The 16,397-nt window shown below is 46.0% G+C and carries 16 protein-coding genes, 1 tRNA gene and 1 pseudogene; 4 read left to right on the top strand and 14 right to left on the bottom strand.

Annotated features, from left to right (window positions below; all coding sequences use genetic code 11):
• Window positions 1–53: 53 nt before the first annotated feature.
• From FTU55_RS07990 to uvrB, 4 genes are all read right to left on the bottom strand, one after another.
• Window positions 54–1,511, bottom strand: a complete 1,458-nt coding sequence (locus FTU55_RS07990) for a glyceraldehyde-3-phosphate dehydrogenase (RefSeq protein ID WP_075167798.1) — start codon at window positions 1,509–1,511, stop codon at window positions 54–56.
• Window positions 1,512–1,779: 268 nt separating this feature from the next.
• The gene (gene rarD, locus FTU55_RS07985; protein WP_005176706.1) at window positions 1,780–2,709 is read right to left on the bottom strand and encodes an EamA family transporter RarD; all 930 of its coding nucleotides are present in this window, start codon (window positions 2,707–2,709) and stop codon (window positions 1,780–1,782) included.
• 133 nt (window positions 2,710–2,842) lie between these two features.
• Window positions 2,843–3,430 (bottom strand): lipocalin family protein, encoded by a 588-nt coding sequence (locus FTU55_RS07980; protein ID WP_005176705.1) that lies wholly within the window; start codon window positions 3,428–3,430, stop codon window positions 2,843–2,845.
• A 124-nt stretch (window positions 3,431–3,554) separates the two neighbouring features.
• Entirely contained in the window at window positions 3,555–5,576 is a 2,022-nt protein-coding gene (uvrB, locus tag FTU55_RS07975) for an excinuclease ABC subunit UvrB (RefSeq protein ID WP_180046717.1), read from the bottom strand.
• Window positions 5,577–5,886: 310 nt separating this feature from the next.
• Here uvrB and FTU55_RS07970 point away from each other — a divergent pair, with 310 nt between their 5' ends.
• Window positions 5,887–6,666, top strand: coding sequence for a hypothetical protein (locus tag FTU55_RS07970; RefSeq protein WP_045795109.1), 780 nt, complete (start codon window positions 5,887–5,889; stop codon window positions 6,664–6,666).
• 159 nt (window positions 6,667–6,825) lie between these two features.
• Window positions 6,826–8,305 (top strand): annotated as a pseudogene (locus FTU55_RS07965) (diguanylate cyclase domain-containing protein).
• A gap of 46 nt (window positions 8,306–8,351) precedes the next feature.
• On the opposite strand, the gene FTU55_RS07960 reads toward FTU55_RS07965, so the two are convergent.
• Complete coding sequence (locus tag FTU55_RS07960) at window positions 8,352–8,534, bottom strand: hypothetical protein (protein ID WP_180046715.1); 183 nt, start codon at window positions 8,532–8,534, stop codon at window positions 8,352–8,354.
• Window positions 8,535–8,753: 219 nt separating this feature from the next.
• On the opposite strand from FTU55_RS07960, the gene FTU55_RS07955 reads away from it, so the two are divergent.
• Window positions 8,754–9,989 (top strand): pyridoxal phosphate-dependent aminotransferase, encoded by a 1,236-nt coding sequence (locus FTU55_RS07955; protein ID WP_005176698.1) that lies wholly within the window; start codon window positions 8,754–8,756, stop codon window positions 9,987–9,989.
• A gap of 95 nt (window positions 9,990–10,084) precedes the next feature.
• Here the strand turns inward: FTU55_RS07955 and FTU55_RS07950 are convergent, their stop codons facing one another.
• Window positions 10,085–10,543, bottom strand: a complete 459-nt coding sequence (locus FTU55_RS07950; protein ID WP_180046713.1) for a hypothetical protein — start codon at window positions 10,541–10,543, stop codon at window positions 10,085–10,087.
• A 236-nt stretch (window positions 10,544–10,779) separates the two neighbouring features.
• Between FTU55_RS07950 and FTU55_RS07940 the strand changes: the two genes are divergently transcribed.
• A tRNA-Asn gene (locus tag FTU55_RS07940) sits at window positions 10,780–10,855 on the top strand.
• A 261-nt stretch (window positions 10,856–11,116) separates the two neighbouring features.
• On the opposite strand, the gene FTU55_RS07935 is transcribed toward FTU55_RS07940, so the two are convergent.
• From FTU55_RS07935 to lepB, 8 genes are read right to left on the bottom strand one after another with little or no spacing between them, the layout of a single operon-like run.
• The gene (locus FTU55_RS07935; RefSeq protein ID WP_180046711.1) at window positions 11,117–11,770 is read right to left on the bottom strand and encodes a tRNA-(ms[2]io[6]A)-hydroxylase; all 654 of its coding nucleotides are present in this window, start codon (window positions 11,768–11,770) and stop codon (window positions 11,117–11,119) included.
• Window positions 11,771–11,785: 15 nt separating this feature from the next.
• Window positions 11,786–12,511, bottom strand: a complete 726-nt coding sequence (pdxJ, locus tag FTU55_RS07930) for a pyridoxine 5'-phosphate synthase (protein ID WP_180046709.1) — start codon at window positions 12,509–12,511, stop codon at window positions 11,786–11,788.
• A 13-nt stretch (window positions 12,512–12,524) separates the two neighbouring features.
• Window positions 12,525–13,235 carry a DNA repair protein RecO gene (locus FTU55_RS07925; protein ID WP_180046707.1) on the bottom strand — a complete coding sequence of 237 codons (711 nt, stop codon included), beginning with the start codon at window positions 13,233–13,235 and terminating at the stop codon, window positions 12,525–12,527.
• 17 nt (window positions 13,236–13,252) lie between these two features.
• Window positions 13,253–13,441 (bottom strand): NF038104 family lipoprotein, encoded by a 189-nt coding sequence (locus FTU55_RS07920; RefSeq protein WP_005176688.1) that lies wholly within the window; start codon window positions 13,439–13,441, stop codon window positions 13,253–13,255.
• A gap of 21 nt (window positions 13,442–13,462) precedes the next feature.
• Window positions 13,463–14,491 carry a GTPase Era gene (gene era / locus FTU55_RS07915; protein WP_016660033.1) on the bottom strand — a complete coding sequence of 343 codons (1,029 nt, stop codon included), beginning with the start codon at window positions 14,489–14,491 and terminating at the stop codon, window positions 13,463–13,465.
• A complete protein-coding gene (rnc, locus tag FTU55_RS07910) occupies window positions 14,488–15,189 on the bottom strand; it encodes a ribonuclease III (protein ID WP_005176685.1) in 702 nt (233 codons plus the stop codon). The genes era and rnc overlap by 4 nt, the downstream gene beginning before the upstream one ends.
• The gene (locus FTU55_RS07905; RefSeq protein WP_005176678.1) at window positions 15,161–15,532 is read right to left on the bottom strand and encodes a DUF4845 domain-containing protein; all 372 of its coding nucleotides are present in this window, start codon (window positions 15,530–15,532) and stop codon (window positions 15,161–15,163) included. The genes rnc and FTU55_RS07905 overlap by 29 nt, the downstream gene beginning before the upstream one ends.
• A gap of 25 nt (window positions 15,533–15,557) precedes the next feature.
• Complete coding sequence (gene lepB / locus FTU55_RS07900; protein WP_005176674.1) at window positions 15,558–16,385, bottom strand: signal peptidase I; 828 nt, start codon at window positions 16,383–16,385, stop codon at window positions 15,558–15,560.
• Window positions 16,386–16,397 lie beyond the last annotated feature (12 nt).

Here is a 16,397-nt window from a genome sequence, read left to right as displayed (position 1 = left end):
ATGAAAGATAAAAAAGAGCCTCAAATGAGGCTCTTTCTGGTCTGCATTACAAATTAAGCATTTGTTTCAGCAGGAACTTTTGGATAGCTTACGCCGCCCATCTGTTCAGCGATACGCAGTACCTGGCAGCTATAGCCCACTTCGTTGTCGTACCATACATAAGCCGTTAAACGGTTACCTGAAGTGATGGTTGCTTGCGCGTCAAATACACCTGCAGTACGCGAACCGATGAAGTCAGAAGATACCACTTCAGTCGAGTTGGTATAACCGATCTGACCTTGCAGGTTCGAGCTGATTGAGATTTGACGGATGTATTCGTTCACTTCGTCACGCTCAACTTCTTTCTCAAGCGTCAGGTTCAGAATCGCCAGTGATACGTTTGGTGTTGGAACACGTACAGAGTTACCGGTTAACTTGCCTTTCAGCGCTGGAAGTGCTTTCGCAACTGCTTTCGCTGCGCCAGTTTCAGTAATTACCATGTTCAATGTCGCAGCACGGCCACGACGGTCAGCTTTGTGGTAGTTGTCGATCAGGTTCTGGTCGTTAGTGAACGAGTGAACTGTTTCAACGTGACCGTTAAGCACCTTGTATTTGTCGTCTAACACTTTCAAGGTTGGCGTGATTGCGTTTGTAGTACAGCTTGCTGCAGAGATGATGGCATCTTCATCAAGAATGTCGCCCTGGTTTACACCATAAACAACGTTCTTCATGTCACCTTTACCAGGTGCAGTCAGAATGACACGTGCTGCGCCTGGGCATTGCAGGTGCTGAGCCAGACCGTCAGCATCACGCCATTTACCGGTGTTGTCGATTACCAGTGCATTGTTAATACCATATGCAGTGTAATCTACTTCAGACGGGTTAGAAGCATAGATCACTTTAATGAACTGACCATTCGCAATGATTGCTTCGTTTTCTTCATCAACAGAAATGGTGCCAGAGAATGGACCATGGATCGAGTCACGACGTAATAAAGACGCGCGTTTTTCCAGATCACCATCTGCAGATTTACGCACTACGATGGCTTTTAAGTTCAAGCCACGGCCCAGACCAGACTGACCAATCATTAAACGTGCCAGGATACGACCGATACGACCGAAACCGTAAAGTACAACATCACGGCCTTCTACAGAAGTTGGACGACCTTCAACCGCTTTGACTGCCGCTGCTACAAATGCATCTGCATCGCCGCCTTGCTCTTTAAAGGCAACCGCAAGTTTACCCAGGTCGATTTCAGCAGTACCAATGTTTTCAACTTTTGCTAATGCTTCAAGAATCGGGAAAGTGTGTACAACTGAAAGCTCAACGTCCATCATACGCGTGAAACGGTGTGCTTTTAAAATCTGAATCACTGAACGGTTAACTAAAGAACGTCCAAATACTGAAACAACAATATTTTTCTCACGGTACAGCTTACCGATCAAAGCGATCATTTGTTCCGCGATTTCTTCACGGTTTTTCCAGCGACCTTGGTGCTCTGCGTGTAGGGCGATGATAGTCTCTTTGCTCACAGATACGTCCTCTAATTAATTGTATATCTAGGCATAAAATTCAAAACCCGACAATTGTAATGGAATTGGCGGCAAGATTGAATCAAAAGCTGTCTAAGACCGCTCTATTTTGCTATATATTCAGTATAAATTTGCAAAATAGTTGTAATTATTTTTATGATTTCGCACCTAAATCTTTAAAAAACGCTATTTTTCATATAAAAAAGAGCAAGTTATCTGTTTGTTGCTTTATCAGACAAATTTTACCGACTGATAACAATATTTTTTGCTATTCCAGCCGGTCCTGATAGTTCTGGACATTTTTTTGCAAGGCCCGCTCCTGCCGTTTCTGTTTCAGTACATGCAGTACACCTTCAATCACCAGCAGCAATACCGCCAGCCAGATTGGAATGTAGGTCAGCCATTCATCGGCTTCAACACGCTCGCCCAGCATCATTGAAGCGAAAGCCAGCAACACCGGTTCCAGATAGCTAAGCAGACCAAAAATTACAAAAGGCAAATAACGGCTGGCCAGAATATAACTGCCCAAACCTAAGGCACTTAAAAAACCTAGTCCCAGCACGGCCCAGATCAGATGCGAGTAATTCAACAGCAATGCCATGCTGTCGCTATAAACAAAGCCCAGATAAAACGCGACCGGTAAAATCAGGAACAGATCCCACCAGAAACCGCCTAAATTGTCGGTTTTAAACTGACGGCGTAAAAAGAAATACAAAGGATAAGCCAGCGCCACGTACACAGTTTCCCAGGCCACACTGCCAATGCGCCAGATTTCATGTCCGACGCCCAGTACGGCTAGCGCCACCGCCAGCATTTGCCAGCTGGACAGTTTTTCCTTATACAGCACACAGCCAACCAGCACCATCACCAGTGGCAACAGGAAATAACCGAGCGACACTTCCAGACCACGGCCGTTAATTGGCCCCCATAAAAACAGCCACAGTTGCGTGGTACATAAGAACGAACTGATCAGCAGCCACAGCAATAAAAGCGGCTGTTGTAGCACCCGCCTGAAAATCTCGGCCACATGCTTTAAATCACCACTCCACCACATAAACAGGGTGATAAAAGGCAAGGTGGACAGCATGCGCCAGGCAAAAGTTTCTTCACTGTCTAAAGGTTGCAGAAACTGGGTATAGAAATACAGCACACCAAAAGTGATGGATGCCAATACAGACAAAGCAACGCCTTTATACATCTTTCACTCCTGATCTTTGCCGAGCGCTGATTATACTCAGTTCATCTCCGGAAAACTCTGTTCGTGCATGAATTATTGACCGAAAAATAAAAAACCATGCCGAAGCATGGTGTATTTTTAGTAGGAGATTGCTTTAACGGGCTGTCTGTTTGGTGTGAATAATATCATCCAGGTTATAGCCTAAAGATTTGGCATATTCGAGATATTCATTGATCACTTCGGGATTGGCCTGCGGGGTACGCGACAACACCCACATATATTTGCGATGTGGCTCACCGACCAGCACGGTCTGATAATCTTCATCCAGTTTTAGCACCCAGTAATCACCGCGACCAATTGGCATCCAGCGGATAAATTCTGGCAGGAAACTGACTTTCAGTTTGGTATTAAACGGCGCATTTTGTACAAAGGCTTCACCAATAGAGACGGTTTGTTCGCCATTTTTGGTAATACAGCGATTATCGACCTTGATATTGCCATTTTCATTTAAGGTATAGGTCGCCGTGACATCCCTATCACATTTATTCTGGAAGGACATCGGTTTACGTGCCACCTCATACCAGACCCCTAGGTAACGATCCAATTCCACTTTTTCAACGGTGGGTAGTGGCTCTTTCTGGGCATAAGCCATGGTGGCCAGCCCTAAACCGACCAGCACTGCCCCGCCTACGGCAATTTTTGCTAATTTATAACTCGCTTTAGGGAGATTATTCGTTTTCATCAGGTCACCTTATAGCTTCAATATTGTTCTGGAGTTCTCAGCATACTTGGCTAAATTAACGGTAAATTCAGGTATTTACTGTTGTGTTATGTAAGGAGTTTTTTAACAGTTCCCACACTTTTCTTTACTGCAGCATTTGTGCCTTCAAACGAATAATTTCATCACGCAGACGTGCGGCCTGTTCAAACTGCAATTCTTTTGAGGCTTTGAGCATCTCTTTTTCCAGCTTGGCCACATGCTTGGCAAACAGTTTCGGGTCCGACACGATATGCCGTTCATCCGCGGTTAATGCCAAGGTTTGTGCTGCCATCTGCTCATCAATTACGTCTTCTTCCAGCACCTCGCCGGTATCAATTTCTTTAATAACCTGACGCACAGCACTGCGCGGAGTAATCCCATGCAACTGGTTAAATTCAATTTGCTTGGCTCGGCGACGTTCAGTTTCATCAATGGCTTTTTGCATGGAATCGGTTATCCGGTCAGCATATAAAATCGCCTTACCGGCAATATTCCGCGCAGCACGACCAATAGTCTGAATCAGCGAACGTTCGGAACGCAGGAAGCCTTCCTTGTCGGCATCCAGAATCGCCACCAGCGAGACTTCAGGCATGTCCAGACCTTCACGCAGCAGGTTAATCCCCACCAGCACATCATAAATCCCGGTGCGCAGCTCATGAATAATCTTGACCCGCTCGACCGTATCAATATCGGAGTGCAGATAGGCCACTTTAATGCCGTATTCTTTTAAATAGGAACTTAAATCTTCGGCCATGCGCTTGGTTAAGGTCGTGACCAGAACCCGTTCGTTTTTATCTTTACGCAGGTTAATTTCCGACAGGACATCATCGACCTGGGTCAGCACCGGACGGATTTCAATTTCCGGATCAATCAGACCGGTTGGACGCACCACCTGCTCGACAATCTGCTCGGCTTTTTCCAGTTCATACTGCGCCGGTGTGGCACTGACATAAATGGTGCTTGGAATAATCCGTTCCCATTCTTCAAATTTCATTGGCCGGTTATCCAGCGCGCTTGGTAAACGGAAACCATAATTGACCAGGTTTTCCTTACGCGAACGGTCCCCTTTATACATGGCACCAATTTGCGGCACGGTAACATGCGACTCATCAATAATCAGCAAGGCATCATCCGGCACATAATCAAACAGGGTTGGTGGCGCTTCACCGGCCGGACGACCGGATAAATGACGGGAATAGTTTTCAATGCCGTTGGTATAGCCGAGCTGCTGCATCATTTCCAGATCATAACGGGTACGCTGCTCGATGCGCTGTGCTTCCAGCAGCTTGTCATGTGCACGGAAAAAGCCTAAACGTTCTTTCAGTTCTTCACGAATAGTTTCAATGGCGCGCTGCAAATGGTCTTTGGGCGTCACATAGTGGCTTTTCGGGTAGATGGTGACGCGTGGCACTTTGCGGATCATTTTGCCGGTCAGCGGATCAAACCAGCGGATCGAATCGACTTCATCATCAAACAATTCAATCCGGATGGCATTCTGCTCTGATTCTGCCGGGAAAATATCAATAATTTCACCGCGAATCCGGTAGGTCCCGCGCAAAAAATCCAGTTCATTGCGGCTATATTGCATTTCTACCAGCCGGCGGATGATATCTTCACGTTGAATCCGGTCGCCCTGCACCACATGCAACAACATGCTCATATAGGCATTCGGATCACCCAGACCGTAAATAGCCGATACCGATGCCACAATAATCGAGTCACGACGTTCCAGTAATGCCCGCGTCGCCGACAGTCGCATCTGGTCAATGTGATCATTAATGGCGGCATCTTTTTCAATAAAGGTATCGGAAGATGGCACATAGGCTTCCGGCTGATAGTAGTCATAATAACTGACAAAATATTCAACCGAGTTATGCGGGAAAAAGGCTTTAAATTCGCCGTAGAGCTGGGCCGCCAGAGTCTTGTTATGCGCCATCACAATAGTTGGCCGCTGTAACTGGGCAATCACGTTGGCCATGGTATAGGTCTTGCCGGAACCGGTTACCCCCAGCAGCAACTGATCATGCATGCCCTTTTGAATTCCCCGCACCAGCTTTTCAATGGCCTGCGGCTGATCTCCAGCAGGTTGATAATGGGTAACCAATTCAAAAGGTTGATGATCACTCACGGATAGCGTACTCATACAGATCGAAAAAAAATAGTCTAACAGATTCAGCCTATTATCTGGCTTCAGATTGTAATTTTTGTACACTTTCTTGTCACCGGCAGCATCGGCAAGGTTCTGTTTTTAGTCCGCAGTGCAACTGAAATAAAAATCTTCACCCGCTGCTGTTTGGCACACTCTCACCAGACATACCCAGATCAAAGCAAAATCTTCATGTGAAACAGAAAAACACCCTCGTCTTGTGCTTTTTCACTTGATTCTGCCCCGCTTCACGGGCAACATGAACACAAGGGATCACATAGATTTAATGACAATGACTTACCGATATCATGATGAAAGTATTATTAAAAGCTTGCCTGAAGATACGATTTTTGTCTTTGGCAGTAATCTGGCAGGTGATCATGCCGGCGGTGCAGCGCGCACTGCCCTGCAACACTTTGGCGCCGTGCGCGGCGTAGGTCGTGGCTGGGCCGGACAAAGCTTTGCCATTCCAACCATGAACGAGCATTTGCAGCAAATGCCGCTATCGCAAATTCAGCACTATATAGATGACTTTAAAACCTATACCAAAAATCATCCGAAAATGAAGTATTTTCTGACTTCAATTGGCTGTGGTATTGCCGGTTATAAAGTCGAGGAAATTGCCCCGATGTTTAAAGGCATTTCCCACAATGTGATTTTCCCGGCCTCCTTCCGGCCTTTTGTCGAGAAATCTTTACCGAAACTGAATCAGCATTTTCTGCATACCATTTTTCGTGATCCGGTAATTTTTGCCAGCAATCCGGATGAGCTGATTGAAGTGCTGGCTTTAAATGACAATGAAAAAAGTCTGGCTAAAATTTTGCTGAATACCCAGATGTACCCGACCGACAGCAATGGCCGTGACCGGATTTTTGAAATTGAAGATATTTTATATGGCCTGAAAGATAAGGTCTTTGAATGGCAAAGCAACTCTGAAGGTTCCATGCTGTTTGGCGGGGTGATTCTAGCCTTACTGGAACTGTATAGTATTAATGAACAGGATTTTGCCGAAGTCTGGCATGGTCAACGTGAAATTACCCCACCGCGTCCGGCGCATCGGGCCAAAAAATAATCCCTCTTTTTAATACCAGAGCAGCCGGCCATTGAGCCGGCCGTTCTGTATTTTGGTGACATAAATCACATTTATAAAAATAAACACAATTTTTATCACATAATAAAAACTTGATTATAATTCTATTTTTCATTCACTAGAATAATCGAGCTTCAGACTATGACAATACTGGACACGCCTGTTTTTACCCTTGCGCCGATTGCCCTGTGGCTGGAAGACTTTAGTGAAATTAAAAAGCAGTTTGAGCTGTGGCGTGCACAAGGCATTCAGGATTTACGTGGCTATTTACTGGAAGATCTAAGCCGTGTCATTGAATGTGCCCGTAAAATTAAAATTCTGAGCGTAAACCAGAAAACCCTGGAACTGTATGAAGCCCAAGATCTGCAGCATTTAATTAGCAACCTGGAGCAGATTTTTAAAGGTGAGATGGCCAGCACCCATATTGATGAGCTGATCAGCTTGTGGGAAGGTCAAACTGAATTTTCCAGTCAGGCCGTCAATTACAGCCTGAACGGGAAACGGCTGGATATCCAGTTACGCGGCACCGTGGTGCCCTCGCATGAGCATGACCTGTCTTTGGTGCTGGTCAGTACCGAAAACATCACCCCATATACCGCGGCGTGCCGGCAGGCAGATCAGCAGCGTTTACTGGCTGAATCGCGCTTTGTCTATTCACCCACCTCCTTGTGGGTGGAAGATTTTAGCCGGATTAAAAGCCGGCTCGATCAGCTGCGCCATTTGGGCATAGATGACTTCAATACCTTTTTAGATGTGCATCCGGATTTTATCCAGCAATGTATCCGGGATGTGCTGATTATTGATGTCAATCAGGCCACGCTGGATTTATTTGGCGCCCCGGACAAAAACACCCTGCTGCAAAATATTCATAAAATTTTTGCCGGAGAAATGCAGCATACGTTCAGGGAACAGCTGATCGAGCTCTGGAATGGCAATATTCACCATCAGCGTGAAGCCATCAATTATGCGCTGGATGGCAGCATCCGCCATGTATTGCTGCAATTTACCGTATTTCCCGGCTATGAAGAGGACTGGAGCACAGTTCAGGTGGCCTTGACCGATATTACCGCACGTAAAAAAAGCCGAAAACTATCTGGAATATCTGGGCAAGCATGATGTGCTGACCAAGCTTTTGAATCGCTCGCATTATACTGAAGAAGTGAATCGTTTAGAGCGCAGCAGTCTGCGGCCTGTGTCCAGTATCTATATTGATATGAATGGCTTAAAAGTCGTGAATGATGCCTTTGGCCATGATAGCGGTGATGATCTGCTCAGACGCACCGGTGAACTGCTGAATCAGCTTGTCCAGAATACCCAGTACAGTGCCTGCCGTATTGGCGGTGATGAATTTGTGGTTTTGCTACCAGGTGCCGATGAGATTGCCCTGCACAACTGTCTGGCGGGCTTGCAGGAACTGCTGTTAATTGACAGTCAGTTTCATGGCAATCAGATGCTGAATCTGTCGATTGGGTCTGCGACCACACTGCCGCAGGAAAGCATTGAAGAGATGCTAAAACGCGCCGATCAGGCCATGTACACCCAAAAACGCGCCGATCAGGCCATGTACACCCAAAAACGCGCCTATTATGTCCAGTTTGACCGGCGTGAAACCCAGGATTAAACCCATCAAGCGCCCATAAAAAATGCCACAGAACGTGGCATTTTTCTTAGCGTTTACCCATAGATTTACGGGTCCCACGTGGTGGTGGAAACAGCTTGTCGGCATAACCTTCATCTTTAGGACGAACCTGATTATGCAAGGCATCGATCTGGGCTTTTTCTTCCGCAGATGGCATTGGGAATGGGAGTTTTACCACAGGTTTTTTTGAAGTAGGCTGCTGCTTACTCATGACGATAACTCAAATCAAATTAGCGCTATTTTAAGGTTTTTTGCAGTCAGAAGCGAGCCTCCGGCTTTTTATTCTCAAAAATGCCTTATTTTGAGGCGCAGAAGCACAAATTTCGTGATTTTTTATTAATTTGTTGAGATTTTAAACGACGAAGTGACTATTTTTGAGCTAAGATAGTGTGCTTTTTATTTTTTAATCCCTATAAGAAGGAATACTGCCGTGGACGTACGTCTCTCTGATCGTGTAAATGCCATCAAACCGTCCCCAACGCTTGCTGTGACAAACAAAGCTGCCGAATTGAAAGCTGCTGGTCATAACGTAATTGGCTTGGGTGCAGGCGAACCGGATTTCGATACACCACAACACATCAAAGATGCAGCAATTGCAGCGATTAACAACGGTTTTACCAAATATACCGCTGTTGACGGTACGCCAGGCCTGAAAAAAGCCATTATTGCGAAACTAAAACGTGACAATAACCTTGACTACCAAGCCAACCAGATTCTAGTGTCTTGCGGTGGTAAACAATCATTCTTTAACTTGGCACTTGCACTGTTAAACAAAGGTGATGAAGTGATCATCCCTGCACCATTCTGGGTAAGCTATCCAGATATGGTGATCATCGCTGAAGGCGTGCCAGTGATTGTGAAATGTGGCGAAGAACAACGCTTCAAAATCACCCCTGCTCAGTTAGAAGCAGCCATCACAGACAAAACCCGTTTAGTGGTACTGAACAGCCCGTCTAACCCGACAGGCATGATCTACACCAAAGCTGAACTGGAAGCTCTGGCTGAAGTACTGCGTAAATACCCAGAAGTGTATATCGCATCTGACGACATGTACGAACCAATCCGCTGGGATGACGAGTTCTACAACATCGCTACTGTTGCACCAGACCTGTATGACCGCACTATCGTGTTAAATGGTGTGTCTAAAGCCTATGCCATGACTGGCTGGCGTATCGGCTATGCAGCGGGCCCTGCTAAACTGATCGGTGCGATGAAAAAAATCCAGTCTCAGTCAACCTCTAACCCGACGTCTATTTCACAAGTGGCTGCAGAAGCTGCATTGAACGGTCCTCAAGACGTTCTACAACCAATGATTGAAGCGTTCAAACGCCGTCATGACCTGGTGGTAAACGGCCTGAACGACATCAAAGGGATTTCTTGCTTACCTGCAGATGGTGCGTTCTATGCTTACGCCAACATCAAACCACTGATTCGTGCTAAAGGCTTAAAATCTTGCACAGAATTCTCTGCATGGTTACTGGAAGAAACTGGCGTGGCCGTGGTTCCAGGTGATGCATTCGGTTTAGGCGGTTTCATGCGTATCTCTTATGCAACGGCTGATGAAGTGCTGGTAGATGCGTTAGCGCGTATCAAGAAAGCGGCGGATTCAATCGAAGGCGTTGATGAAGCGATTGCGTCGATCGAAGCTGAAAAAGCTGCTCAATAATCTCTTCTGAGCAATAAAAAAACCGCGACCTGTTCGCGGTTTTTTATGGCCTGATTTAACTCTAAACGCTCAATTCAGCGGACCATAGATAACGGTTAGATGGCCTTTTTCAGCGCCTGAATGAGCTGACTTCGTGAGATGTCAGGACGGTCTGTACCTTTATAAATACAGTAATATTTAAAGGCACTATCCAGACTCACCCGCAGTTCTTTTTGTTCAGAATCCGACCAGACCCGGCAGCGGTTACTACCCGACAAGGCACTGCCGGCAAGCTGATACAGGTATAAATCCTGGCTGCGCTGTAATGGCGTGCGGGTTGCATGATCCGGATGCTCTGAAAGCTGGAAACATGGCCCATTGATCAGCCATTTTTCACTAAACCACAGCTGCAGCAAATCGCCCAGATGCAGATCGACATGCCCGACTGGCCATACGTTGATATAGGCCGAAGCAACAGGCGTATAATAATCTTCTGGATTGCTGATAAGAGAAAGGTAGTTGTCTTTGTAAAAATTGAGGTTTGCAAAAATTTCAGGGATGCTGAGCGTATTCATTCGCTGTCTCCGATTTAGCCATTTTTGTGCTGGCAAGTTGGTTTAAATCCACACTGTTTAACCATTTGGTCAAACGACTTTCTGGATTTAATCTAACAACAGATTTTTTGCTTTGCAAGATTTTTTCGTGTTTTATTTTATTTTGCACAAATAAAAAGCATATAAACTTTAAATGTAAAAAAGATGACAGTTTTCGCTTGACCCCTGCCAAAATCCCTCTATAATCGCATTCAGATTCTCCCATAGCTCAGTCGGTAGAGCGACGGACTGTTAATCCGCAGGTCCCTGGTTCGAGCCCAGGTGGGAGAGCCAAATTCAAAAAAGCCCAAGCATTTAAGACTTGGGCTTTTTTATTGCCAAAATTTATAGCTTCCAATCTTTTTAATTCCCACAGCGATTCACATCTGAAGGCTGCCAAAAGAGGATGACATCTTCCCGAGCGATCTAATAGCAAGACGTCCATCAGCAGATCAGTTCTATCTTCAAACAGGCAGATCAATCCTGATTCCCCTTCTCACAGCCATAAAAAAACGGAACCGAAGTCCCGTTTTCTCTCAAAAAATATTGACTGTTTCAAGCTACCTGCGCCGGCACACCGCTATGGAAACGGAAAGTATCATCCTGGCTTAAAATCAGATTTTTTTCCACTTCACGAATATGCTGAATCCGGCCCTGAATATCTTCTTCCGGATTTTTTAGCTTGGCAGTTTTGGCAACGTCCAATGCCAGTGCCAGATAATCTTCATAATGACGCGATTCAGATTTCAGCAAATAGCGGTAGTAACGCCCCAGCTCTTCATCAACATGCGGTGCCAAGGCATAAAACCGCTCGCAGGAACGCGCTTCTACAAAGGCGCCAATCACCAGTACATCAATTAACGCTTCTGGCTCATAGGTACGGATTTCTTTGCGTAAGCCGCCGGCATAACGGCCTGCGCTCAAGCCTTTCCACTCCTGTCCGCGTTTGTTCATAAATTCCAGCACCTGTTCATAATGCAGCATTTCTTCACGAACCAGTTGCGCCAGTTTGACCTGCAAATCAGTAAAGAAGCTGTAGCGGAACATCAGGTTCATGGCTGTACCGGCGGCTTTTTTCTCGCAGTTGGCATGATCCTGCATCAGGATTTCCAGATTGTTCAGCGCTTCATCCAGCCAGGCTTGCGGGGTTTCACAGCCCAGGAAGCCGATCACCGGCTTCATGAGTTCATCATAATTGATTGTCGACATACAAAAACTTCAGGATTATCGTGCAGCTTTAATCGCTGCTTTCATTTGCTGTACAGCTTGGGCCAGACCCACAAACACCGCATCGGCAATGAGCGAGTGACCAATATTCAGTTCGTGAATTTGCGGAATTGCGGCAATCGGCGTCACGTTATCTAAATTCAGGCCATGGCCGGCATTCACCACCAGACCTTTGGCCGCGGCATATTCGGCACCTTTCACAATACGTTCCAGCTCAGCCTGCTGCGTCTCTGCGGTTTCAGCATCGGCGTAGGCACCGGTATGAATTTCAATGGTTGGTGCACCACAAGCAACTGCGGCATCAATCTGGGCAAAGTCAGCATCAATAAACAGGGATACATCACAACCCAGAACAGAGAGAGCCTGCGTTGCCGCTTTTACCGCCGCAAAATTACCGACCACATCCAGTCCACCTTCAGTGGTGACTTCTTGGCGTTTTTCCGGGACAAAGCAAACATGATGCGGTTTGATTTCTTTGGCGAACTCGACCATTTCATCAGTCACCGCCATTTCCAGATTCATGCGGGTTTTCAGCAATGGACGCATACGACGCACATCATCATCCTGAATATGACGACGATCTTCACGCAGATGCAAGGTAATACCCTCTGCACCAGCCTGTTCACAAATCAGTGCGGCATTGACCGGATCTGGGTAAGTGGTGCCACGTGCTTGTCGCAATGTTGCAACATGGTCAATATTTACACCAAGTAATGCAGCCATACTCTTTTCCTAATTACGATTGTGTTTGGGAGTTCTGTATCCACAATTGACGACTTTTTAACGGCCGATCTCCCAGCAGGGAGCTGATCATCTGCCGATATAATTTAGACAGTAATTGTAACTGTTTTGGATTAAAATCCCTACCCTTTTCATGGTCACGCATACTCAAAATCTGCGTGCCACTTAAACCAGAACGGGAAGCCTGCGCCGTTGGCATAAAGCCTTCATTTAATAAAAACTGGTACTGCTGCGTTGCACCAATCGGCTGCTGGTTGGCATCCACTTCAAAGTCGATGGCATAACCCAGTTCTTGCAGCAACACATGCTCAAACTGGCGCAGAATCTGTCTTAAAAAGCTGTTCGGCTGCGGATGGCTCGACAGCTGCTGCAATTGCTGCAAAGTCGTGGCATATTGCAGAAAAGTCTCGGGCATCTCGACTTCGAGCGGACACAGACGCAGCAAAATTTCATTCAGATAAAAACCGGAGAAAAAGGCATCGCCAAAGAAAAATACGGGCTGGTTGATAATTTCCAGTTTGGTAAAATTTTTCAGTTCAGATTTACCCGAGGCCTGCAGGCTAATCGGTTGATATTGTGGTGGCGGGGTTTGTCTTAAAATACCATCAATCCGCCCATATTCCTGGGTAAACAGATGCACAATATGACTACGCTCGCGGTATTTACGATGATGGATCAGGTAGCCATGCAAGACTTCATTACGCATGTGGGCAGGATATCAGCCTAATCATCTTTCTTTTTGCTTTCATCTTCTTCATCCCCATCGGGAATGACTGCACCGACCACAGCGGCCGTGCCTTTGACCACGCCTTTGGTGGTTTTATAGGCCACTTTAACCGGAACTGTAACCACCTTATGAATACAGCCCTGCAGCATGAACATGCAGGCTAAAATCACAGCAATTTTGGTCATTACAGTTCCTCGTTTCATGGCTTAGATATCGCTATATCCCAAGCTTTTTAATGCACGTTCATCATCTGACCAGCCACCTTTGACTTTCACCCAAAGCGTGAGCATGATTTTCTGTTCGAACATTTTTTCCATATCGACACGGGCATCCATCCCGATTTTTTTCAGCTTAGCACCTTTTTCACCAATCACAATGGCTTTTTGGCCCGGACGGTCTACGAAGATGGTGGCGTCAATATAGGTACAGGCCGGTTTCATACGACCGGTTTTTTCATTTAAAGCCGGCTCTTCGGTTTTAAATGATTCAATCTGTACGGTTAAATCATATGGCAACTCTTCACCGAGCTGACGCATGATTTTTTCACGAATAATTTCAGAGGCCAGGAAGCGCTCGGAACGGTCGGTGACCTGATCAAATGAATATAACGGTGGCTGGAATGGCAGATACTGCTCGATGGTGTCACGCAGATGTTCCAGATTGGCACCACGCAGCGCGGATACTGGCACAATTTCTGCAAAGTTCATCAGCTTGGCACGCTCCTGAATCAGCGGCAGCGCCTGATTTTTATTCTCGAAGGTATCCAGTTTATTGATCACCAGAATGACCGGCATGTCTGCATTTTTCAATTTCTCCAGTACGAGTTCATCGTTCTGGGTCCATTTTTGTGCATCGACGACGAATAATACCAGATTCACATCTCGCAGCGCCGAGTGCGCGGCACGGTTCATCATTTTGTTGATGGCACGCACTTCTTTTTTGTGCATCCCCGGAGTATCAACATACACTGCCTGAGATTTTTCACGCGAATCAATCCCGACAATTTTATGACGGGTGGTTTGTGGCTTACGCGAGGTAATAGACAGTTTTTGACCCAACAGGTGGTTCATCAGGGTAGATTTACCCACGTTTGGCCGGCCCACAATGGCCACAAATCCGCTACGGTAATCCGATGGAATTTCCTGACCTTGTGAACTGAAGAATTGATTGATTAAATCGTGGCTGTCGCTTTGCGACTCGTGATCAGCATCGTTGTGATCGGAATGGATTGTCATTGAGACGTTTGCTCCAAGAGTTTTAAAATTTCCGCGGCAACTGCCTGCTCGGCAAAGCGGCGGCTAGAACCTTCACCTTTCATTACCGGCAAAGCATCGACCCGGCATTCCACCTTGAAATGCTGGTTCGGGGCATCACCCTGAATATCTACAACCTCGTAAACTGGGAGAGGTTTTTTACGTGCTTGTAAATACTCTTGCAGGCGTGATTTTGGATCTTTGAGCTGATCGGTCGGCTCAATATGATCCAGATAAGGCACGTACCATTTTAACACAATCGTCTGTAGCAGGTTTAAATCCCCACAGTCGATATAAATCGCACCAATAATCGCCTCGACTGCATCTGCAAGTATAGACTCACGATGATGACCGCCTGATTTCAATTCACCGGTACTGAGAATTAAATTTTGACTGAGTTTTAAATCATTGGCGATTTTACCCAGTGCTTCCTGACGCACCAGTGTTGCGCGCATACGGGTCAGCCGCCCTTCATTTTCCTGCGGATAGGCGGTGTAGAGATAATTGGCAATAATCATCCCTAAAAGTGAATCGCCTAGAAATTCTAGGCGTTCATAGTTGTGTTTGTGACTGACCGAACGATGCGTCAGCGCCAGCTTGAGCAGATCCGGCTGTTTAAACTGGTATCCGATGCGGCTGGCCAAACGCGTTTCATTGAGCTTGGACTGAGCTTTGATCAAAACTTTTCTCGAATTTCATGACAATATCAATATTCAATAAGAACGGTTTTCTTATCTCATAGTCTTTCTTCACCTGTAGACCATCTACATTGGTGACCTGGGCAACATCCGCAAATTTAATATCACGAATGTTGTTCATACTTAAACGCTTATCCATTTCCCCAATGAATTTTTGCGGACTCAGGTTTTTGGGTCCATGAATCAACTGCTCTTTAATCTGGTTATCCAGCATTCGATCATCGAAATACGGTCCCCAAACCGCAACTGCAATTTTTGCCATAAAAGCAAAACCAATAATTGCAACCAGAATTGCAATATACGATGCCCCTTGTTGATGACGCATTTTGTTATTTTCCTAATGGATGATTTTAATCTATGCTGCCGTTTCGGCTAAAAGACGGCAATTTAAAACCAGGCTCTTTGTGCATCCAGATATAGACGGCACGGCCGGTCAGGTTTTCTTCAGGTACAAAACCCCAGAAACGGCTGTCAGCACTCTGATCGCGGTTATCCCCTAACGCGAAGTAATGACCTTCTGGAACTTTGACTTCCCAATATAAACCATTTGTAGAAGCATATTTACCATTTTCGACATAATTAATAAAGGGTGCCTGACGCGCCACGTTTACGCCTTCCAGTTCACGCATGGTAAAAGTATGCTTGCCTAAAGTTTCCTGATGGTAAATCGAGTTGGGGGTATCGAGGCTGTCTTTTTCACGGCTAAATTCCAGTGCAACTTTCTGCACCTTTTCGCCGTTAATGGTAAATTGGCCATGATCATAAACAATATGATCACCCGGCAAACCCACAATCCGCTTAATGTAGCTAATGCTTGGTTGTGGCGGATAACGGAACACCGCCACATCACCGCGTTCTGGCGAACCGGTATCAATAATTTTGCTGTTGACGATTGGCAAACGCACGCCATAGTCAAATTTATTTACCAGAATAAAATCCCCGGTCTCCAGGGTTGGCACCATTGAATCTGACGGGATATTAAACGGCTCATATAAAAACGAACGCAGCACCAGCACAACGGCCAGTACCGGCCAGAAGTCATACGCCCATGTGATAATGAAATTTTCATTGCCCCGCCCTTTGGTCTGTCTTTGCTTGAAGACAAATTTATCCAGCAACCACACAGCAATAAAAAACAGCGTGGCAGGAACGAGGATCAAATTAAAATCAAAATCCATGGGCGTTTATCC

The sequence above is a fragment of the Acinetobacter sp. YH12117 genome (genome assembly GCF_013418865.1).
Classification (GTDB): Bacteria; Pseudomonadota; Gammaproteobacteria; order Pseudomonadales; family Moraxellaceae; genus Acinetobacter; species Acinetobacter indicus.
Note: the sequence above shows the minus strand (reverse complement) of the source record. Positions and strands in the feature narration are given on the sequence as shown.